This window comes from Alicyclobacillus suci (assembly GCF_017329615.1).
GTDB lineage: Bacteria > Bacillota > Bacilli > Alicyclobacillales > Alicyclobacillaceae > Alicyclobacillus > Alicyclobacillus suci.
Genome location: NZ_JAFMTW010000007.1, coordinates 15,797 through 35,956, shown reverse-complemented (window position 1 = coordinate 35,956; position 20,160 = coordinate 15,797). Strand labels below are relative to the sequence as shown.

The following is a 20,160-nucleotide window of genomic DNA, read 5'->3' as shown; positions in this document are numbered from 1 at the left end:
ACCCGAAGCTTACATCTTCTACACTAGACAAGACTGCGCACATCCGCAAGCGCCTACCGCTACCCCTGTGCACCCAGTTTCCTGACAATCCGATTGAGGCGATGGCGCAAGGCCTGTTCAATCGGTGACGACGGCAGCATCGATGCCTGCAACGGCACGTCGATGACCCGATGTGGAATTTGCAACGCTGTACGCGTCTGCCCCGATGGCTTGGCAATGCGACGGAGGGCCTCCTCAACGGCTTCCCGCGCGCGATTCAAATCGTGTTGACGGTGCTCGAAACACTTAGCCAGCTCAATTAATGGTTCAATTCGGTCTGGATAGTCCTGCACCATTTTCTCCCACACCTGACAGGCAGTAACGTCGTCTCGTTGCCGTTTCAGAAACAAACTATATAGCCAATGCGCGCGCCAAGTCGCATCAAGCGCCTGTGCCGCACGCTCATAAGACATCGCCGCTGCCTGTACGTCGTGCCACGCATCATACCAGGAAGCAAGGGCCAAATGGGTCGGCGAAGGTAAGTCATCGACCTCACCATTCAACAAGCGCGCAATTTTCACCTGCAGAACGACCAACGAACAAACATCCATCAGATTATGCGATAGAACGGGCTCCATCAGCTCAATGTCGTGACACTCAAGAAACTGAAAGTACCTTTCCGGCGCTTGGCTACCAGGCAAATCGCCCACGCGTTCCACACCGAGAATCCCCCGTTCTACCTCAGCCAATCGGACGCGATGCAATTGTGATTTCCACAACCGCCGACTCGGGTGAAGCAAGTCGAGTTGATAGCATTCAACGCGCTCCATCCGGTGCAACAAGCGCCGATTTTGAAATAATGGCCAGTCAAACGATTTGCCATTAAAGGTCACAACCATTGCGCCCTCCGGCAGGTGCTCAGTTGCGATGGCATGAAGAACAGCGGCCTCTGCGCCGTAATCGTCGACGAAGTACTGGGCAAAACACAACTCATCCTGTTCAAAGTAGCCAATTGTATGTAAAAACGGAAATGTCCCCGCGCCGGTGCCAAGGCCGTTCGTCTCTACATCGTAGTAGCGCACCAAATCCATCGAAATTGGCGCTTTAGCCAGTTGTTCGAGGGCACGATAATCCGTTTCTAACGCATCCGCGAAAACGTGATGTCCATGGCGTGTGAACAAGTCAAAAGTGGTCTTGCGGCGCCAGCAATCGCCGTATGGCGTTGCAATCCGCTCAAAGCCCGCGCGGTGGAACTGCTCAAAGACGTCGTCACCCGCCGTGCGGTCGTCGTGGGAAGGAGTAGAGTGACTGCCCTCAGCGGCAACATCCGCAGTCGGCCGAGCAGCCTGAACAGACTGTTCGAGTGCGCGTAGTCTCTCTAGCAAACTGCGAGCCACAGACCATCACGCCCTTTCCTGGTGCGCCGCATCTGTCGCCGTATCCACCATTGAAGCGATGAGCAACATGCGCGCACGTTCCTTGAGGTGCTCATCCACATGACCTGGTCCGACGCAGGATGGGCAGCCAAACTCGCAAGAACATTGTCGAATCATGTCGAATGAGGAGGATAGGATCAGATCTCTATCACGAAAGACTCGCTCTGATAATCCAATACCACCCGGATACGCATCGTACACATACAGCGTTGGTCGCTGTCCAAGTGGATCACGGACCTGAACCGTGACATGCAAATCGGATGTCGCACACATGCAATGAAGGGCACTCGCGTGTTTGAGCAAATAACCTAGGCCCTTCAACGCGCTCTCCCAGTCCTCCTGAGTCAATTGAAACGCGGTTGGCTCCCAAGAAACCCAATACCCCACTGTGTGCAATTCCGCCTCTGGCAAATAAATTCGCCCCCACCCCAAATTTTCGTGGGTGTCGAACTTGATTTTTTTGAACAACGTTGGTGTCGCATTGACCGCCAACTCGCCAAACGTATGAGATGCTGGCCCCGCCTGTGTCGACGCGAGCTGGTCAAGTACCTGCAGCCGAACGGCCAGTTCTGCGTCCGTATAATAATTTGCTTCCACCGCGCGAACAAACGCCTTGCCATTCTCAAGGTCGAGTTTTTCCACTTGATACGATTTGGACTGGTGCAAATAAATGGCTTCCTCGTGCAGGGTGGTCAACGCGCTAAAGCGATCTGTCTCACCAATGACACGCGGTCGCCCGTCCGTCTCATCGACAATCACGACATTCTCCTGAGCAGCGCTGCGCAAGGATACCCCGGCGCTCGGCAGTGCGTCCGCCATCCAGTGATACTTCTTGTCGCGCCCGACATGCAGAATTCGAGCATCTGCGAGGTACTCCAACAACTCCGACGTCGTTTCGACAGAAAACGACTCATCTGCCGCGAACGGCAGTTCATATGCAGCACATTTGAGATGGTCCATCAAGATTAACAAGTTGTCCGGATAGATTCGAGCCGACTCCGGCGACATTTCAAGCAGTGCCTCTGGATGATGGACGAGATATTGATCTAGCGCGGACGCATTCGCGATAAACATGGCCAGAGATACGCCCCTGCGGCGTCCTGCACGGCCACTCTGTTGTAAAACCGACGCCACCGAGCCCGGGTAACCAACGGTTAACGACGCGTCGAGAGAACCGATATCTACGCCTAATTCCAGGGCGTTGGTGCTCACCACGCCTTTGAGTTCCCCGCTTCGCAAACCGCGTTCAATTGCCCGCCGTTCACTCGGGAGATACCCCCCGCGATATCCGACTATCCCGGCACGCAACCGTTCTTTCGCATCCGCCTTGAGGTAAGACGATAACACCTCAACCTGCGTACGCGTCTTGACGAACGCAATCGTCGAAATGCCCTCATTTAGCAGTCTGCCCGCCATTTTGCGAGCTACCTGAAGACTTGACTGGCGCAGTCCCAACTTCGGATGGACAATCGGCGGATTATAGAGAATCGTATGCCGTTCGCCCTGCGGCGCACCCGACTTGTCCACGACGTAGACATCCCGACCAGTCAGCAAATGGCCCAGTTCACCAGGGTTTTGAATAGTGGCGGAACTCATGATGTACTGCGGTTTGGCGCCGTAGAACGCGCAAATCCGGTCTAACCGCCGCAGCACATTGGCAAAGTGGCTGCCAAACACGCCACGGTACATATGCGTTTCATCAATGACGATATATTTTAGATTCTCGAACAACCGCAGCCATTTCGTGTGATGCGGCAAGATGGCCGCGTGTAACATATCTGGATTGGTGACAACAATGTGTCCCGCCTCACGAATGCGTTGGCGAGCGTGAACGGGCGTATCCCCGTCGTATGTAAAGGAGTGAATTTGAGTCTTTACGTGCTCAATGAGTTCGCTTAATTCAGCGACCTGATCTTGCGCCAAGGCTTTCGTCGGGAAAATATAGAGTGCCCGCACCGACAGATCTTCGCAAATGGCGTTTAGTACAGGCAGGTTGTAACACAAGGTCTTGCCACTCGCCGTCGGCGTGACAACCATCGTGTCTTTACCAGCTTGAATGGCATTCCAGGCCTCTTCTTGATGGCTGAACAGCTGTGAAATGCCGCGACTTTGCAAAGCCGCTAGAACTTCAGTGTGTGCAGTGGCCGGGATAGGTCGAAACCGTCCTGCAGTGGCTTCACTTACCCGCCACGCGGCCACCTGGGACATGAACGATGGGTCTCGCTGCCACTCGTTGAGCAATTGCTCCAGATTCATTCCGCCCCACCTCTCTCTATTACGCCAAAAAATGTTTAACACCGTTATCCGACATCTTTCGACGCAAAACTGCGAACTCCTGTTCGCTTTTTTTGGCAATTTCCGTGATGAAAGACTGTCCCACCCTGGCTTTCTACGAAATTTCAAGACAAAAGGTCACGATTTCAAAAACCGATCATAGCATGATAATGAGCAGCCCATAGAGGGCACTGTATGAATCTTGTACAGCATGGAAATAAGGTATAGTACAGACTGTAGGGAGGAATCACCTTGCAAACGGTAGAGAAATGGGCCTCGCGCTCGGACGCGTGGACACCTGATGATGATACTCGTTTGGCGGCTTTAGTACTCGAACACATCCGCAGCGGCAGCACACAACTAAAGGCGTTCGAAGAGGCAGCTAGTTTGCTTGGACGCACGCCTGCTGCCTGTGGATACCGCTGGAACGGCGTCGTGCGCAAAGATTACCGAGAAGAAATTGAGGCGGCGAAACAAAGCCGTAAAAATAGCACATCATCAACGTCAGCGGACAACGCCGCAACAGTTTCTGAACCGACCACAGCGTCCACAACATCAGCGGAATCGCCAGCCCATGCAACCAGCGAATCGATGAGGGACGTCATTGACTTCCTCCAAACATATGACGAGCAGTACCATAAACTCCGAGCGTATTTAACGCAAATTGAGAAAGAGAAACAGGAGTTGGCAGAACAAGTAGAGTCCCTCCAAAAACAATTGCAAACGCACACGGTCGTTCTCGAAAAGGACGTCACACCGGAACAGTTGGAAGAAGACTCTCGCACATTATTTGCCATCATGGAACGCGCGCGCAAATTACTAGGCGATACAGGCCGTCCTCATACAGAAGGCTAATCCAAAACTGACGATAACCATATCCGCCACCTTTCACCGGTGGCGGGATGAAATATCCCAGTTTTTGCGTGCGCCTGTTGAACAAGCCACTGACTCGCCTGTTGCACCGCGCTGCGCCATGCAGCCGGATAGGCAAATTGACGCGCGCGAAACTCTTGCTCGTCAAGCAAATCGATTTGGCCGTCCATCACGGTGACGTCGAGATCGAGATCAATATAAATCACGTCTCGAGCGATGAACGCAGGCGTAATCATATTACAATAATAGTCTGTCACATTTTCCTTCAAGAGCATAAATACCTGGAAATAAACCTTTGGCCAAAAAAAAGCGACGACCGGGTAATCACTGGCCCAGGTCCTCCCACTCGCTTCATGGACAAGCGCCCCAGGCGGTACGATATAGGCCCCAGGCGATGCAGTCGGCCATACACCTGTCCAACGGCGGTGTGGTGCGCCATCGGCATGAATACTTATAATATTCAACCACTTTCGCCTCCACCCGGATCATCCTCGGCTTGACTAAACTTAGGCAGGAAATCGACAAACAAATGCGTGCGCAACAATCCCTTGGCCCCAATCAGAATAATCGGCCCAATGAAGAGACCAATAATCCCAATCACTTTTAATCCGACATAGAGCGCAAACAATGTGGTCAATGTGTCCAGGCCCACCGAATTCGCGAGGATTTTCGGCTCGACCATATGCCGAATCAAAGAGATGACGACCTGCAGCCCAAGCACCTTGATGGCCAATGGTACATCACCGATAACCAACGCGCCAATCGCCCATGGAACGGTTAAGATGGCGGATCCTAGAATGGGAATCAACCCGGACAGGCCAAATAAAATCCCGAGTAAAACCGCGTAATGAACGTGCAGAATGAGCATCCCCGCAACGCCCAATACGGCTGACATACACATGAGAATGAATTGAACTCGAATGGTCCCTAAAAACGCGCGCGACATATCGTCGAGAATGGCGCGAATTTTGTTGTCCCATCCAGGGGGAACCACGCGCAGGAATGACACCATCATCTTTTCGTGGCGCAACATAATAAAAAACGCAGTCACCACGGCAATGACACCCACAAACAACAATTCTGGAATCTGCGTCAATGCACCAATGAGAGACCTGACAAAACTCCGTATTGATTGCTCGATACTTGTACCGAATTGCACTAAAGCATGTTGAATCTGATTAGCTACCTGCGGCGGCATCTGTCCGTAAAAAACTTTTCCTGCCATCAACTTGTTCTGAACGAACGCGTCGGCATATGTAAAGAACGATTGGCTATTCGTCATGAATGAGCCCGCCTCGCGCGTCACACCGATGGTGACCCCCAAGGTGACAGCAATGGCCGCAGCAACCGTGCAACATAACGTCACAATCACGGCGACGAGTCGCGTCACCCCCATCCGCTCCAGCCAACGTGTAATCGGGATAAGCAGAATTGCGACGACCCAGCCAATGACAAATGGCAGGATGTATTTCATCAGATAGCCAAGCAGCAATGCAAACCCGATAATGAATGCCAGCAAAAAACACACTTCCAGCACACGCCAGAGGTACCGCCGCATTTCCACGTCCCGACGCTTTGAGCGCACCGACGAAACCGCCCCTTTACACTATTGTGATTGTGGTCGAACCAACCGGCGCTTTGTAACAAACCCCAACCCTGTAATAAGGACGGCGAGAACGAAAAATAACGTCGCCAACCAGCCCCGCCCCTGTGCCATCATCACAGAACCAAGGGCAAAACAGGCCATCGTGAATAGGGAGATAAAGAAAAACAGTATCTTAAATGAGGTGGTCAACGAAGACGCCCCTCCTTTTATTATGCGCTCGACAGTGCACAACGAAAACGAGCACACTGAACTACTCTCATCATAACATAAGTGGGTACGGAAGGGGGTAGGCAAGTAGGAGGGCCAGCAACTACGTGCCGCCAGCCCGCCATGCGGTAACTCGCGGGGTTAGGAGGCTGTAACTTGTGACAGCAAGCGCTGCTCCAGTTGTGTCCAAAATTCCACGGGATGCTCGGAAATGACCACTTGATGCGCGCCACACCTACGGTAAATCGGCACCCGGGACGCATCATTCGCGACGACCACGACCTGACCGACGTTTGCCTCGCGCAGCGTTTGCGCGAGCAACGCAGCACGAACAAAGTCGTGAGGCGTATCGCGAATCACGGCCATGTCAAAATACTCCTTTCCCACGGCGCTCTTCACCGACTGCTTTTGCGCGGGAACATGGATAGAACGGCGTTTATACCAAAACTGAACAAGCGCGTGAACGTCTTCAAAACAGTCCAAGATGCGGACATCAATCCCGTGTTCAATCGCTCTGTCGACATACGGACGATCTTCTGCCGCAAATGCAGCTACAAGCAACTTTGGTGTCATATCGGTAACCAACCTTTCGCCGAACCGATTGATAGCGCTTACATTTATATTCTACACCATTCTTCTCGCTTTTTGTAGTCACTCTGTCACGATGTTTATTTGATTTTTTCCGCCTGCTCCAGCAGATGGTCACCATACGCATAAATAATTTCGCGCGCCACGTCTGCCTGTTCCATCTGAACCGCGTCGTAAACCGCACGGCAGGTATGTAGGCCAACGTCCCGCTTCGGGCTCAGCAGCCGCAAACTGCTTCGAAGCGCCTCTTGCAACACGCGAAACGTGTTCTCGAGAACCGGATTGTCCGCGCAAGCTGCAAGCACTGCGTAAAATCGCAACTCACTGGCAATACGTTGTTCACTGTGCCGGCTCGAAGACTCCAAATCAAACAATGCCCGAGACAGCTCAGAGTAATCCCTTGTCGCCCTGCGTTTGGCCGCAGAAGAGGCGATGGCCGCAAGAATTGCCGTCTGTAACTCAACGAGGTCTGACACGTGATCAAGTCCTAATAACACCGCAGCGTCAAGCGGCTGCATCCACATCTCCACACTCGCCGTGCGCACGTATGTGCCATCGCCATGGCGAAACTCAATCAACCCCTGGCCACGGAGTGCGCCAAGCGCCTCTCGAACGGTTGCACGACTACAATTGAATTGTTCTGCCAAACGCTTTAACGGCGGCAGTCTGTCTCCCGGACTCCAGTAGCCGTCCTCAATCATCGTTCGAATCTGCTGGGCAATGCGCATATACAGTTTCTGTCCAATGGGCGAAAACTCGTTCACCGCTGTCTCCCTCTTCACACGTGCCTGAAATAAATGCTTCAGTGGCCGATGCGACACACGTGCGAACCCCCTGGCAGCCCGAACCATTCAACCGTTCCACGCCGCCAGGAAACGCACGAATTTGGTTACAGCTGCGCCGTCAACCCAATTAGCCTTTCACGACCAAGTTGACGAGGCGCCCCTTCACGTATATTTGCTTCATAACCTCTTTGCCCTGCAGCCACTCCTGCATGTCCGGCAGGGCCTTCGCCGCAGCGATAGCCTCCTCTTGTGAAGCCTCTGCGGCAATCACCATTTTTGCGCGGACGCGGCCATTGACCTGCACAGCGATTTCCACTTCATCGTCCTTTAACCACTTCTCTTCAACCGTCGGCCACGCCTCCTCGAAGACGGACTTCTTATGCCCGAGCATCTCCCACAGCTCCTCACCCAAATGCGGTGCAAACGGCGCCAGGGTCATCGTCAGTGTCTCCAGAGTCGCCCGGTCGAGCCCTTGTTTCGCTTCCGTTGACAAGGCGTTCACGTACTCCATAAAGGCACTGACCGCTGTGTTGAACCGGAAACCCTCCATGCGTTCCGTCAGCGCCGCGACAAAGCGATGGCGCAATTTGGTGAGTGACTCGCGTTCCGGAACGGTGCTCGTCGCATTCGCCTGAACAAGCCGGAACACCCTCTGCAGGAAGCGTGCGACGCCTTCAAGGCCGTTGGTGCTCCACTCCGCTTCGTCCTCCGGTGGCCCGACAAACATCTCGTACATGCGCAACGCGTCGACGCCGTAGTCGCGAATAATATCGTCCGGGTTGACGACGTTGCCCTTCGACTTACTCATTTTCGCGCCGTTGAGCGTCATCATCCCCTGTGTAAAGAGACGTGAAAATGGTTCATCGAATGTAATCAGGCCGAGATCGTAAATAAACTTCGTATAAAACCTCGAATACAACAGGTGCAACACGGCGTGCTCGACACCGCCGATATACATGTCCACCGGCAGCCAATAGTCGACAGCTTCCTTGGAGAACGGTGCCTCGGCGTTCTGAGGGTCCGCGTAACGCAGGAAGTACCAAGACGAACCTGCCCACTGCGGCATGGTGTCGGTCTCCCGTTTCGCCGGCGCGTGGCACTTTGGACAAGTCGTGTTGACGAACTCAGGAATCGCCGCCAACGGTGACTCCCCTGTACCGGTGGGCTCGTAGCGCTCAACCTCCGGCAGCCGAACCGGCAACTGCTCCACAGGGACCGCGACAGGACCACAGTGGTCACAGTGGATAATCGGAATCGGCTCACCCCAGTAACGCTGGCGGGCAAACACCCAATCGCGCAGCCGATAATTGACTGTGGCTTCCGCCTGCCCCCGCTTCTCCAACAATTCAATCGCGGCACGCTTCGCCTCAGCTACCTTAAGCCCGTTGAGCGACTCGGAGTTAATGAGCACGCCGTCCCCTGTGTAAAGACCTTCTACAGGGCCATCCACTGGCTGTACAACAGGAATAATCTCCAGCCCAAACTGCGTCGCAAACTCATAATCGCGTTCGTCATGCGCCGGAACGGCCATGATTGCACCTGTCCCGTAGTCCATCAGGACATAGTCGGCGACGTACACTGGCAATTTACGGTCGACTAGTGGATGCTCGACATACGCGCCCGTAAAGACGCCCGTCTTCGTCTTGTCGACAACTTGCCGCTCAATGTTTGATTTACGCAGCGCCTCCTCGACATATGTCTCGACAGTCGCTTTCGCGGCATCCGTGGTGATAGCTTGAACCAGTGGATGTTCCGGCGCCAATACCATATACGTCGCGCCATAAATCGTGTCCGGACGCGTAGAAAAAACCTCAATTTTCTCCTCTCGACCTACCACTTGAAAGCGAATGCGCGCTCCTTCGCTGCGGCCAATCCAAGCCCGCTGCATGCGTTTGACATGCTCTGGCCAGTCCAACTTGTCGAGGTCATCCAGCAATCTATCCGCGTACGCGGTAATCTTTAACATCCATTGATACATCTCTTTTTTGGTGACGTCGGAACCACAGCGGTCACACTTGCCATCGACGACCTCTTCATTCGCCAAGCCAGTCTTACAGCTCGGGCACCAATTAATAGGCATCTTTTTGCGGTAGGCCAAACCCCGTTCGAACATCTTCACAAAGAAGTACTGCGTCCAACGGTAAAATTCCGGATCGGTCGTATTAATTTCTCGATCCCAGTCGTACATCGCACCGATTTCTTCTAGCTGACGTTTAAAATTGGCGACGTTTTCAGCCGTGCTGATCCGCGGATGGACGCCATGTTGAATCGCATAATTCTCGGCTGGCAGCCCGAATGCGTCCCACCCCATCGGGTGCAGGATTTCAAACCCGTGCATGCGTTTATAGCGACTCCAAACATCGGAGATGGTATAGCCGCGCCAATGCCCGACGTGCAATCCATTTCCAGAGGGATACGGAAACATGTCGAGACAATAATACTTCGGTTTACCGCTGTTTTTATTTGCGCGATGGGCACCTGTCTCTTGCCAACGCAATTTCCATTTAGCTTCAATCTGCTGTGTCTGATAGTCCATATCGTCGGTTCCTCCTGATAATCAAAAAACCTCTCGTCCGCATAGGACGAGAGGGAATTCCCGTGGTACCACCTATCTTGAAGACGACATTCCAGCTCATCGGCCCATGCCGCTTCCACTCAACCTATAACGCCAGGCGCGCGTCCCACCCTATGTGCCAGAACCAAAAACGTCGGCGTTTCAGGTGAAATCCTTCGCACTGAGGTTGCGAGAGTACATTCCTGGTTCGCAGCGTCCACCAGGTCTCTGTCGCCCATTCGCACTATCGGCAAAGCGGCTAAATGTAGGTTCCCACAAAAGCTGTGCATCGCAGGACTTACATATTGAATTGTGACTGAATGGAATCGTTACTGACCATTATCAGTATACTCACACGACATCTTTTTGCAACTTCACCTACGATCCGACGAGCTAAGTACGCCCATCAGTCGCAAAACAAACAAAAAGAGATTGACGAAGTCCAGGTATAACGACAGCACCACCCATGGCACAGCCTGCTCCGAGATGCCATATCGCGCAATTCGATTGACATCAAACAGTACATAGCCGACAAACACGGCGATGCCGACGAGCGCGTAGACCAGACTCATCACTGACGAGAAGCCGACGAATAGGGAAATAATCCCCATCAGCAGAATGGCCATTAAACCGATGAACAAAAACCCGCCCAAAAAGGAGAAATCCATGGAGGTTCGCGACGCGACGATGGCGGCAATCAAAAACGCGCCAGCGGACACAGCCAATGCTTCCACAACGAGCCCTGCGCCAAGTTCAGCTGCACGACTATGAATGATGGGCCACAACGTAATGCCTGAAATAAATGTAAACAAGTAGACAAAGCCAAAGCCAATCGCCCGCTTGCGTTGCCGAAACATCGCAACGACGATGAGAACCAATTCGACAATGCTCAATATGGGAATCAACGCAATTGGAATCTGCGTTCCGACGACCACACCCACCAGTGCAGTCAGGAGCGTACCAAATAAGCCAAAAAAGACGCGACCCAACACGCGATTTTCTGACACGCTATACGTCTGCATGAACATCCATCCTTCCTGCTAATTCCACGAGTGGTTTGCCAGCAATTATGTTGGACTGGCGACATCCATTCGCAACACATCGTGCAAAATCTTCACGTAGACCTTCGGCCACACCAATCGCGGCAAATCGGCAATCGGCACAAATCTCGCGTTGACGGTCTCAGTCATTGTCTCCGGCTTCACCGGTAACCCAATTGGCCGCCAAACGTGAACCATCCACTCCAAATGTGTAAAAATGTGCTTTGCCGTCGCAATCTCCACAAACGTCTGCGGCTGCAACGTCCCCTCTCGGACAACAGTCGGTACATCATCGGTATAACCTGGAAATAGACGTTGCAAACGTGTTTCAGCGAGCAATGGCAAAGATAATTCCGGCGCATTGTCGCTCTCGAGTTCCACCGAAGGCAACTGCCACATATTTGCCAACAGGCCTTCACTAGGTCGCTGTTCCACCAACAACTGCCCGTCTTGCTCAATCCACAAGGCGACGACAGTCAGTCGCTTGCGCTGTGGCTTGGGCCGCTTAACCGGAATACGAGCGACACGCGCTTCCTGAAACGCCGTACAGTCCTCTTGAATTGGACATGTCAAACATTGCGGTTTGCGCGGTGTACACACCATGGCGCCCAGTTCCATCAAAGCCTGCGTAAAAAGCCGCGGTGTACTTTGTTCAACAGCACGTTGCGTGTGTTCCGAAATGACGCGTTTCACCGCTGGATCATCAATTGGGTCCTCAATTCCTAGATAACGTGACACCACGCGCAATACGTTACCATCGACCGCCGCAACGGGCTGGTTAAAAGCGATACTCATCACCGCACCGGTTGTGTAAGGACCGACACCAGGGAGCGCCCGAACATGCTCCACTGTATTTGGGAACACCCCTTGATAATCCGCAAGCACTGTGGCCGCAGCGCGTTTCAAGTTGCGCGCGCGCGAGTAGTACCCCAGACCCTGCCAAATTTTCATGACGTCTTCCTCCGCTGCAGACGCCAGGCTCTGCACATCTGGGAAACGCTCAAGAAATCGATGGTAATACGGAATGACCGTCTCCACCCGAGTTTGTTGGAGCATCGTCTCACTCACCAATATACGATACGGATCTGTCGTTTCCCGCCATGGAAGTGCACGCTTGTTCTGCTCGTACCACACCTCTAGGTTATGTGCAAAAACAGCGAGCCTTTCCGATGTCTTGCATAAGTTCATAAAAAGCCTCCATACATATGCTGCTCCATTTGGTAACGACCGCTCGGTCAAATGGGCATCTGTGCCATGCTACATATCGTCAACATACAAACAAAGAAGCAGGACAAAATACAACTCGAGGGGGTGCTGTCCATGGGTCTCATGAACGTAGTGGCAAGTTCTGTTCGACATCGGATCATGCCGAGACGCAGGAGTGGCATGGGAACGATGACCGCGCTATTCGTCGGTGCCAGTGTCGGCATCGCCGCTTGGGAGGCTGTCCGTAAAGCGCAAGGAATGCGCATGATGGGCGGGTCTCAGTCATCGTCCTCCGATGGCGGTGCGACTGCCCTGGCGGAAGAAGTCATGCGGGAAATTGAAAGCTAATCGACTGTGGCGCAGCAGGGACAGAGTTGTAAAAGACTCTGTCTCCTTCTCGTGCGCGGCGACATCGCAAAGTGGCTCCATCACGATAGCCATTTTATAAATAGCGCCGATGAATGCCGTATTTATGTTTCCATACCTGATACGACAATCGGCTGCGTTTCATGCTGTCCACGAACTTCTGAGTATTTTCAAGTACGCGTCGAGCTTCTGCCATACTCACCTGACGCGTAAATAACGCTTCGCCAAATTCCTCAAGGTCAATCACGTGATAATACGATCTTTCGTATAACAACACATCCACGTACATATCTTCAACGTAGATATACTCCTGGTCTTCCCACACTTTGACAAGATCCACATAATGGTCAAATCGGAGTCGCGGGTGTTTGACGGGTGTGCCTGAGTTCAAGCAAGTACTCACCGCAATGCCCCACTGCGGATAAATTTCTCGCAGGTGATTGCTGTAGCCGTGCTCAAAGGCTGGCCGCTCGACGACGACGAGACCGGGTCGCCGAAAGAATTTTTCAATTTTAAAAGGTTCATTAGACCGATCAATCCCACGCTCTTCACGTTTGTGGATCTGTTGAACGCGGCCTGCTCGCAGCGCCACACACGCCCCCCCCTTCCCATCAGAACAATCCTCCGTATAGGTTACCATGAGTTAACCAAAACACAAAGCCATCGAGAAACAGCAGATATCGAATGAGATTTTCAACGAAAAAAACGGGACTTATGCTGTTTGGAAGGACGAAACCGACGCCCATGGTTGAACGAGGCAGATAAGGGAGGTAGCGATTTGCGAAGATGCATGCGGCGTTTCCGATTTACTTTTAATCGATACATGATCATCCAAACGGCCGCGCCAATCAACAACACCATAATGACGTACCAAATGGGCGGAGCACTCTCAAGCGGCTCGGCATATGTCAGCGACCCTGCATCCGCCCGCTCGATGACGACAAATTTCCCGTCCGCTCCAAATAGTTTAGACGTAGGCGGCAACAGGGCATCGTCGTGCGACGACGTGTTATAAAACTTGAGGTAGCCCTCTTCATCCTCACCATCGTAATCCCATGTGTCAATGACTGGCTCCCCAATCGTAACCTCGTGATACATCGGATTGCGTGCCACGTAAGGCATCAGCAAATGATACATTTCGAACAACAGCAGTCCAAAAACCGCAAGCGCGATGAAGACTACGCGATAGGGTAGCCGTCCACGCCGTTTGGCAAGACGCATCCTCATGATGAGCCCCCCTTGCATTTCACCGATGTCCTAAATATATGTACAGGCCCATCGGGAAAGAACGAGGCTCAGACAGACACCCTGTCCGCGCATTCGCCCTTACGAAAGTTGTTCAGCCTCAATAAACTGCACAAGTTGGTCGACCGCCTGTTGCTCGTCGCCGCCACTCGCGCGAACAATAATGGATTGTCCAGACGCCACAGCAAGCGACATAACGCCCATAATACTTTTCGCATTCACGGATTTTCCTCCTTTTTCGAGGAAGACTTCCGAGCGAAAGCGATTGGCCATTTGTACAAAATTTGCCGCTGCGCGCGCAAATAAACCGCCCTGAATTCTGACTATCGTTTCCTTCTGCACCATCGGAATCACCGTGTTTCGTCATAGTATTTTCGTAGGGAAAAACTTAATTTTTCCCAAGAACCTTGATTTAAGTATGTTCAAGTATAGCATGTAGAGATTTTCATAGACAGCCATCGTCCCCATCAATTTTGGCGATATTCTGACTACGTGGTAGGGCTAGAGCGCAGACGCTCGGCGATTTCTTCCATTTTCCTGAAACGATGGTTAAGACCGGACTTCGACACGCGATTCCCCATACGACGACAAAGCTCTTGAAGATTCGCCTCTGGATAACGCAGCCTCAACTCCGCCGCCACGCGCAAGCTATCTGGAAGCTGTTGTAAACCTATGTGAGCTTCAATCAATTGGATATTTTCCAGTTGCCGTACCGCAGCTGCAATCGTTTTGTTCATATTGGCGGTTTCACAGTTGACGAGTCGGTTGACTTGATTTCGCATCCCTTTTAAAATGCGCGTATCCTCAAACTTTAACAAAGCGCGGACAGCGCCAATGAGGTTGAGAAAATCAACAATCTTCTCCCCCTCTTTTAAATATACAATGTACCCTTTTTTACGTGTCGTCAGGCGCGCGTGCAATTCATAATCATTCATCAACGCGAGGACCGTCTCCGCCATATTTGCGGAGGCCGCATAAATCTCCAGGTGGTAAGACGGGCTCCCTGGTGCGTTAACAGACCCCCCTGCGAGAAAGCATCCCCGAAGAAAGGCCCGATTACAACAGTCCGCGTCCGGTTTAGGCCAATTTGCCGCGAGTGGCCCGTCTTCGGTTTCGCCCGTCCACCCCAGTTCTGAAAGCACCACCTCTGCTTGCAACGCGGTGAGGCGAATCGCGTATACGTTGTTTTTTTTCAAGCGCATCTTTTTGCGGACAATCACTTCACACCGCGTGCCAAACGTCTCTTTCAGCACCGTATAGATTCGCCGAGCCGTGGCGACATTCTCCGTTTCAACCACCAATTGACGGCGGCCATCGACTGTCACAAAACACCCGCCGAGACCGAGGATGGCCTGCAATTCGCTTTTCGCACAGCAAGCGTCTTGCTCAATTTGTGTCAACTCTTTCTTCGTTTCTGCTGCAAACGACACAGCGCACACCCTCCTATCCTCGACGTTTATCCCGTTCATAGCCTAATAGGCTGACAATCTGTTCAGCCACTTTACGGCTGTCGTGTCGCGCATATGTGGCATAATGCACAAAATCGCGAGCGACCACCTTGAGCCCCATTCGGTTCAATTCCTCAATGTCCACTCGCACAGGGTAACTCTGCTGCGATTGATATTGTTGTAACGCCTCTTCAGGCAGCGGTGCTGCGTTGACGAGCACGTAATCAAATAACGCGTCGCCGACATGTCGATAAATGGCTTTGACATGGCTAGATGCGGACAATTCATCCGTTTCACCAGGCTGCGTCATCACGTTACAAACATAAATTTTCCTTGCGTTACTCGCTCGAACCGCCTCGACAATGCCTGGGACTAACAGGTTCGGGAGAATACTCGTAAACAAACTTCCCGGCCCAATGACGATAGCATCAGCCGACTCGATGGCGCGCAAAACCTCCGGAAGCGGCTCCAACTTATCTGCCACCAATTCAAGTCGCTCAATCTGGCCGCCCGCCTCCGGAATATTCGACTCCCCTTCAACGACCGTTCCATTGGTCAAGTGGGCGCGCAAGCGAACATCGTCCCGAACCGCGGGCAACACTTGCCCACGCACCGCGAGCACTCTACTCGTCTCGCGAATCGCTGACTCAAAATCACCCATGATATGTGTCATAGCCGCCAAAAACAAATTCCCAAAGCTGTGACCTTCTAGCCCTTCTCCTGACGGAAACCGAAACTGCAAAAGTCGCTCCAGTAACGGCTCGGTGTCGGCCATCGCCACAAGACAGTTACGAATATCTCCAGGCGGAGGCATTGCAAAATCGTTGCGCAGACGGCCCGAACTCCCGCCATCGTCGGCCACCGTGACGACCGCTGTAAGGTCTACCTGGAACTCCTTAAGTCCCCGAAGAATCGTCGATAATCCTGTACCGCCGCCAAGCGCGACAATTTTCAGTCGCCGTTCAGCCCATTTGGCTTGCCGACGACTTTCGCGCATATCGCGCCACCAGCCAAATGCAAGTAGCACAATGGCAGCAAACAGGACAAGCATTCCGAGGGCTGTGCCATACGGCAGCCGCGCGAGTCGCAAGACACCCGCTAGGATGCCAACTCCGAAACACGCGATAGTCCAGGCGAGTAACCACCACTGCCGCATGTTCTACCCCTCCCGACCCTTATCTCGGTGCGAGAGCTCTACGTCCGCCTTCTGCCTAAGGTGTTCGGCCACGTGCCGAGCAATTGCCACAGAGCGATGTTTCCCCCCCGTGCAGCCGATACCAATCACCAAATGGCTTTTGCCCTCTCGTTGGTATTCGGGCAAAAGAAAGTCCAACATCTCCTCGGCCTTTGCAATAAATTGCTGGGTCGCCGGCCACTGCATGACGTAATCGTAGACCGGTTTATCTTCCCCAGTAAATGGGCGCAATTCGTCGATATAGTGCGGATTCGGCAGAAAGCGCACATCGAACACCATGTCTGCATCCACCGGCACCCCGTACTTAAAGCCAAATGAGACGACGTGCACCGGCATCCGCCCTGCATGTGCCTCAAACCGGCTAGTCAGTTCCTTCTTCAGAACAGCCGTCGCCATATCACTTGTGTCAATCACGATATCCGCAGCCGCCCGTACCGCCTCGAGGGCAATCCGCTCCTGTGTAATACTTTCCGTCAGGCGCGCCGTCGGAGACAGCGGATGTCTGCGCCGCGATTCTTTGTAGCGACGCACAAGTGTTGCCTCATTCGCGTCTAGAAAGACGAGTGTCGTATCCATGTCCTTCCGGCTCCGCAATTCCTCAACAGTCGTCAACAGCGGCTCAAACAGTGCGCCACCGCGTAGGTCACAGGCGAACGCAACCTTGCTCAAACTTCCAGACGCATGCTCCGCCATGTCCAGCAAACGTGGCATCAGCGCCGGTGGCAGGTTATCCACACAAAAGAAGCCAATGTCCTCCAGTGCCTGCATCGCGACTGATTTCCCAGCCCCTGACATGCCAGTCAAAATCACGGTTTCTAAGCGCACTGTCACGTTTCAGCCCTCCATTCCGAAACAAGTGTCAAGTCGTTGCGAGATAGCCTTCTGGGTCAATCGTCCAATGCTGAACCTGATGGTCTGCATCATATGTAAAGTGTCCAAAAAATACAACCGGATCTTGGCGTGTATGCGCAGCGAGTGTGTGCCGAATCATCAATCTATCGCCCTCATCCATCGGCAACTGCGGCAATTGTTCTGGTCGAATGACCGCTAACTTCCCCTCGCGGTGGTCCAGCGCCAGTGTTCCTGATGCGCCATGCCCGATAAATTGAGCAATTAGGCGGTCTTTTGCAGCCGTGTCCGATCCGGCCGCCACCTGCACCCGGTAGATTCCACACAGCGTCGCATCTGCCAATTGCAGACCGGATTCCTCCGAGAATTCACGCATGGCCGCCTGTCGCCACAGCTCATTATCTTCCACTTTCCCCCCTGGCAAGTACCACCAACCCCGGCGAGGTTTTTGTAACATCACAAATCCGTCTTGCCATGGAACGAAGCAATTCACAATCAGCTGCACCTGCTCCACCTCTCTAATGAAAAGCATAGCATGTGGCGGTTCGGACTACCAGCGACACCGGCGCCTTCTCCAGATTCGCAGCGCTCGCTTGGCTTTTCTGGCGAAAAAAAAAGTGGACGCCTGTCGGCGTCCGAAAGTTATATTAAAAAAGGGGGTCAAATGTGCTACATCTGTATCGTACGCTGACCATATTTCAATCGTGTTACAAGCGGATTAAAAAACTGTGACATCTACAGCAAAATTGCACGAACCTCGCGCTTCAAATGCCTGACGTGAAAAGCGACTGTTCCAATCGTGCACTACACTTGCGAATCGACGAGGCCGCCACGGAAAACTCCTCTGCAAGCTCTCTTTGCACAATCGGTACACCAAAATACCGCAACGTGATATAAAGTAACCCGGCTACCCAAATATCAGCTTTGCCGATCCGCCGGTGGACATGCAGGAACATATCGTACAAATACGTGAGCCAAAGTCGCTTTGCCTCCGGCACGAGCCTTTGCAAATTTTCCTTCTCAAGCCACGTCTCGGCCCGCTGCCACACTTCCCGCCAACTCGGATTCAGCTCAAAGATAACATCTGGATTGATCTGCTCAATGGCCACCTCTTCAGCATCTCCGCTGAGGCGGACTTTGCCTCGTGCCCCAATTCGCTTCAGCGCCACAATTGCATATAATCGCAGCGTATCGTCGATATCGCGTCGGCCGACAAACAATTGCAAAGCCTTCTCCGCATCGTCATCAGCGACTACCGCGAGCGCTCGAATCACCCGGCGTCTCGTCTCGTGGTTCCCATGCCGTAGCCCCCAGTACAAAGAGGCTCGCAAAAGCGGATCACGGCGCCAAGCCTCCATCTTCGGGTCCTTGAGCTTATCCTTGACCACCGCCAGTTGCTCCTCAACCGGCAAGTCTAACTGGTAGCTCACGCGCAGTTGGGCGGTGTGGCCGGCGCGGACTTCCTGTACCCGCCGCAAGTAATGTTCGGCCACTGCCTGATATTCAGACTCCCGCGCGAGCATTTGCCAATAGCGCTCAGCGATGGCCCAGTTTTCACAGTTCGCTGCAGCAGCGGCAGTCGCGTGAATAAGCACAGGGTCAGCCTGTGCAGTCAGGCGCATCAAACGCCGGAACTTTTCAAAGGCATCAGCGTGATAGCCGATGATGCCAAGTGTAGTTCCCACCTTCATCGCCAAGTCATAATGAAGTGGAAACACCTTACAGAGTGGCTCGGCAGCGGCATCTAGGACGTCCTTCCACCCAAAATGCTTGACGAGAATCGCGCGATTACACAGCGCATGCAAGTTATCCGGCTGTCGGTGCAAAACGTCGTCCGCAAGCGCGAGTGCCTTATCGTGTTGACCAGTATAGTAATAGGCCAAACACAAATTGTTGTACGCAGCGTAATTTTCCGGCTCTTCCTTGATGACGGCTTCAAGCCACTCAACCGCGGCTTCAAACTGCCCGTTTTCCAAGAAGTAGCGTCCATCTTTTGCCGCTTGTTCCGCATCGAGTTTCCGCTTTTCCTCTTGCCATTTCTCAAGTGCACGGCCGCCACCGAATTCGTCGAGGAGCACGCCGAGCATCTCTTCCGCGTCGTCCGCGTACTCACCATTTGGGTCTGCATCGAGATAGCGAAGCACGTATTCCTCCGCCGCGTCGTACTTCCCCATGTTTGCGTAGTTGTTGGCAAGGTAAAACTGGCATTCAGTCATATTGGGATCTAAATCGCAAAGTACGTGCTCGAGCAGTTGATTCGAAGCTTCGAAATCACCCATTTCCGAGTACACGCCTGCTAAATTACAATAGTTAATGGGGTTGTTTGGCTCATATTCAACGGTTTTTCGAAATGCTTTGAGGGCCTTATTCAAATCATTCCGCTGCAGGAAGCGGACGCCCCGCTCAAAGAAGTACGCCGCGTCAAAGTTCATCGCGATGACGTTGCTGCTTCCATTGCTGGACGATTTGCGAAAATGACGAGTGTCCATGAGGCACCTCCTGAAGCTGC

General features: G+C 52.9%; 20 protein-coding genes. 2 read left to right on the top strand and 18 right to left on the bottom strand.

Going from position 1 to position 20,160, the window contains the following annotated elements:
• Positions 1-59: 59 nt before the first annotated feature.
• A complete protein-coding gene (locus J3482_RS05410; RefSeq protein ID WP_206916276.1) occupies positions 60-1,376 on the bottom strand; it encodes a ribonuclease H-like domain-containing protein in 1,317 nt (438 codons plus the stop codon).
• 6 nt (positions 1,377-1,382) lie between these two features.
• Positions 1,383-3,671 carry a DEAD/DEAH box helicase gene (locus J3482_RS05405; protein ID WP_146823194.1) on the bottom strand — a complete coding sequence of 763 codons (2,289 nt, stop codon included), beginning with the start codon at positions 3,669-3,671 and terminating at the stop codon, positions 1,383-1,385.
• Positions 3,672-3,941: 270 nt separating this feature from the next.
• Between J3482_RS05405 and J3482_RS05400 the strand changes: the two genes are divergently transcribed.
• Entirely contained in the window at positions 3,942-4,544 is a 603-nt protein-coding gene (locus J3482_RS05400; protein WP_146823195.1) for an RsfA family transcriptional regulator, read from the top strand.
• On the opposite strand, the gene J3482_RS05395 is transcribed toward J3482_RS05400, so the two are convergent.
• The 8 genes from J3482_RS05395 to mutY form a co-directional block, all read right to left on the bottom strand.
• Positions 4,541-5,026: a DUF402 domain-containing protein gene (locus J3482_RS05395; protein WP_206916280.1), complete on the bottom strand. Its 486-nt coding sequence runs from the start codon at positions 5,024-5,026 to the stop codon at positions 4,541-4,543. The genes J3482_RS05400 and J3482_RS05395 overlap by 4 nt on opposite strands.
• Entirely contained in the window at positions 5,023-6,147 is a 1,125-nt protein-coding gene (ytvI, locus tag J3482_RS05390; RefSeq protein WP_146823199.1) for a sporulation integral membrane protein YtvI, read from the bottom strand. Before ytvI ends, J3482_RS05395 begins: the two co-directional genes overlap by 4 nt.
• Before the next feature lie 21 nt (positions 6,148-6,168).
• A complete protein-coding gene (locus J3482_RS05385; RefSeq protein ID WP_146823201.1) occupies positions 6,169-6,357 on the bottom strand; it encodes a DUF5325 family protein in 189 nt (62 codons plus the stop codon).
• Between the two features lie 159 nt (positions 6,358-6,516).
• Positions 6,517-6,948: a hypothetical protein gene (locus J3482_RS05380; protein ID WP_146823203.1), complete on the bottom strand. Its 432-nt coding sequence runs from the start codon at positions 6,946-6,948 to the stop codon at positions 6,517-6,519.
• Between the two features lie 95 nt (positions 6,949-7,043).
• Positions 7,044-7,784 carry a FadR/GntR family transcriptional regulator gene (locus tag J3482_RS05375; RefSeq protein WP_223204155.1) on the bottom strand — a complete coding sequence of 247 codons (741 nt, stop codon included), beginning with the start codon at positions 7,782-7,784 and terminating at the stop codon, positions 7,044-7,046.
• 91 nt (positions 7,785-7,875) lie between these two features.
• Complete coding sequence (gene leuS / locus J3482_RS05370) at positions 7,876-10,284, bottom strand: leucine--tRNA ligase (RefSeq protein WP_146823205.1); 2,409 nt, start codon at positions 10,282-10,284, stop codon at positions 7,876-7,878.
• Positions 10,285-10,676: 392 nt separating this feature from the next.
• Positions 10,677-11,324, bottom strand: a complete 648-nt coding sequence (locus J3482_RS05365; RefSeq protein WP_146823207.1) for a Bax inhibitor-1/YccA family protein — start codon at positions 11,322-11,324, stop codon at positions 10,677-10,679.
• A gap of 45 nt (positions 11,325-11,369) precedes the next feature.
• Entirely contained in the window at positions 11,370-12,530 is a 1,161-nt protein-coding gene (mutY, locus tag J3482_RS05360) for an A/G-specific adenine glycosylase (protein WP_206916282.1), read from the bottom strand.
• A 132-nt stretch (positions 12,531-12,662) separates the two neighbouring features.
• Here mutY and J3482_RS05355 point away from each other — a divergent pair, with 132 nt between their 5' ends.
• Positions 12,663-12,896: a hypothetical protein gene (locus J3482_RS05355; protein WP_021297844.1), complete on the top strand. Its 234-nt coding sequence runs from the start codon at positions 12,663-12,665 to the stop codon at positions 12,894-12,896.
• Between the two features lie 94 nt (positions 12,897-12,990).
• On the opposite strand, the gene J3482_RS05350 is transcribed toward J3482_RS05355, so the two are convergent.
• The 8 genes from J3482_RS05350 to J3482_RS05315 all read right to left on the bottom strand — a co-directional run bounded on the left by J3482_RS05350 (position 12,991) and on the right by J3482_RS05315 (position 20,140).
• Positions 12,991-13,506 carry a DUF402 domain-containing protein gene (locus J3482_RS05350; RefSeq protein ID WP_021297843.1) on the bottom strand — a complete coding sequence of 172 codons (516 nt, stop codon included), beginning with the start codon at positions 13,504-13,506 and terminating at the stop codon, positions 12,991-12,993.
• A gap of 101 nt (positions 13,507-13,607) precedes the next feature.
• Positions 13,608-14,141 (bottom strand): hypothetical protein, encoded by a 534-nt coding sequence (locus J3482_RS05345; protein WP_146823211.1) that lies wholly within the window; start codon positions 14,139-14,141, stop codon positions 13,608-13,610.
• Between the two features lie 99 nt (positions 14,142-14,240).
• Positions 14,241-14,504, bottom strand: a complete 264-nt coding sequence (locus J3482_RS05340; protein ID WP_188332256.1) for an HPr family phosphocarrier protein — start codon at positions 14,502-14,504, stop codon at positions 14,241-14,243.
• A gap of 143 nt (positions 14,505-14,647) precedes the next feature.
• Positions 14,648-15,589, bottom strand: coding sequence for a DNA-binding protein WhiA (gene whiA / locus J3482_RS05335; RefSeq protein ID WP_146823213.1), 942 nt, complete (start codon positions 15,587-15,589; stop codon positions 14,648-14,650).
• Positions 15,590-15,602: 13 nt separating this feature from the next.
• Positions 15,603-16,763: a gluconeogenesis morphogenetic factor MgfK gene (gene mgfK, locus J3482_RS05330; RefSeq protein ID WP_146823215.1), complete on the bottom strand. Its 1,161-nt coding sequence runs from the start codon at positions 16,761-16,763 to the stop codon at positions 15,603-15,605.
• Between the two features lie 3 nt (positions 16,764-16,766).
• Positions 16,767-17,633 (bottom strand): RNase adapter RapZ, encoded by an 867-nt coding sequence (rapZ, locus tag J3482_RS05325; RefSeq protein ID WP_146823216.1) that lies wholly within the window; start codon positions 17,631-17,633, stop codon positions 16,767-16,769.
• Positions 17,634-17,661: 28 nt separating this feature from the next.
• On the bottom strand, positions 17,662-18,156 hold the full coding sequence (locus J3482_RS05320) for an NUDIX domain-containing protein (protein WP_021297837.1): 495 nt from the start codon (positions 18,154-18,156) through the stop codon (positions 17,662-17,664).
• 259 nt (positions 18,157-18,415) lie between these two features.
• A complete protein-coding gene (locus J3482_RS05315) occupies positions 18,416-20,140 on the bottom strand; it encodes a tetratricopeptide repeat protein (protein ID WP_146823218.1) in 1,725 nt (574 codons plus the stop codon).
• Positions 20,141-20,160: the final 20 nt, after the last annotated feature.

Coding starts and splice junctions, on each gene's coding strand:
- J3482_RS05405 (WP_146823194.1), bottom strand. CDS start 3,671: ATGAATCTGGAGCAATTGCTCAACGAGTGGCAGCGAGACCCATCGTTC.
- leuS (WP_146823205.1), bottom strand. CDS start 10,284: ATGGACTATCAGACACAGCAGATTGAAGCTAAATGGAAATTGCGTTGG.
- J3482_RS05355 (WP_021297844.1), top strand. CDS start 12,663: ATGGGTCTCATGAACGTAGTGGCAAGTTCTGTTCGACATCGGATCATG.
- mutY (WP_206916282.1), bottom strand. CDS start 12,530: ATGAACTTATGCAAGACATCGGAAAGGCTCGCTGTTTTTGCACATAAC.
- J3482_RS05345 (WP_146823211.1), bottom strand. CDS start 14,141: ATGAGGATGCGTCTTGCCAAACGGCGTGGACGGCTACCCTATCGCGTA.
- mgfK (WP_146823215.1), bottom strand. CDS start 16,763: ATGCGGCAGTGGTGGTTACTCGCCTGGACTATCGCGTGTTTCGGAGTT.
- J3482_RS05340 (WP_188332256.1), bottom strand. CDS start 14,504: ATGGTGCAGAAGGAAACGATAGTCAGAATTCAGGGCGGTTTATTTGCG.
- J3482_RS05315 (WP_146823218.1), bottom strand. CDS start 20,140: ATGGACACTCGTCATTTTCGCAAATCGTCCAGCAATGGAAGCAGCAAC.
- J3482_RS05365 (WP_146823207.1), bottom strand. CDS start 11,324: ATGCAGACGTATAGCGTGTCAGAAAATCGCGTGTTGGGTCGCGTCTTT.
- J3482_RS05380 (WP_146823203.1), bottom strand. CDS start 6,948: ATGACACCAAAGTTGCTTGTAGCTGCATTTGCGGCAGAAGATCGTCCG.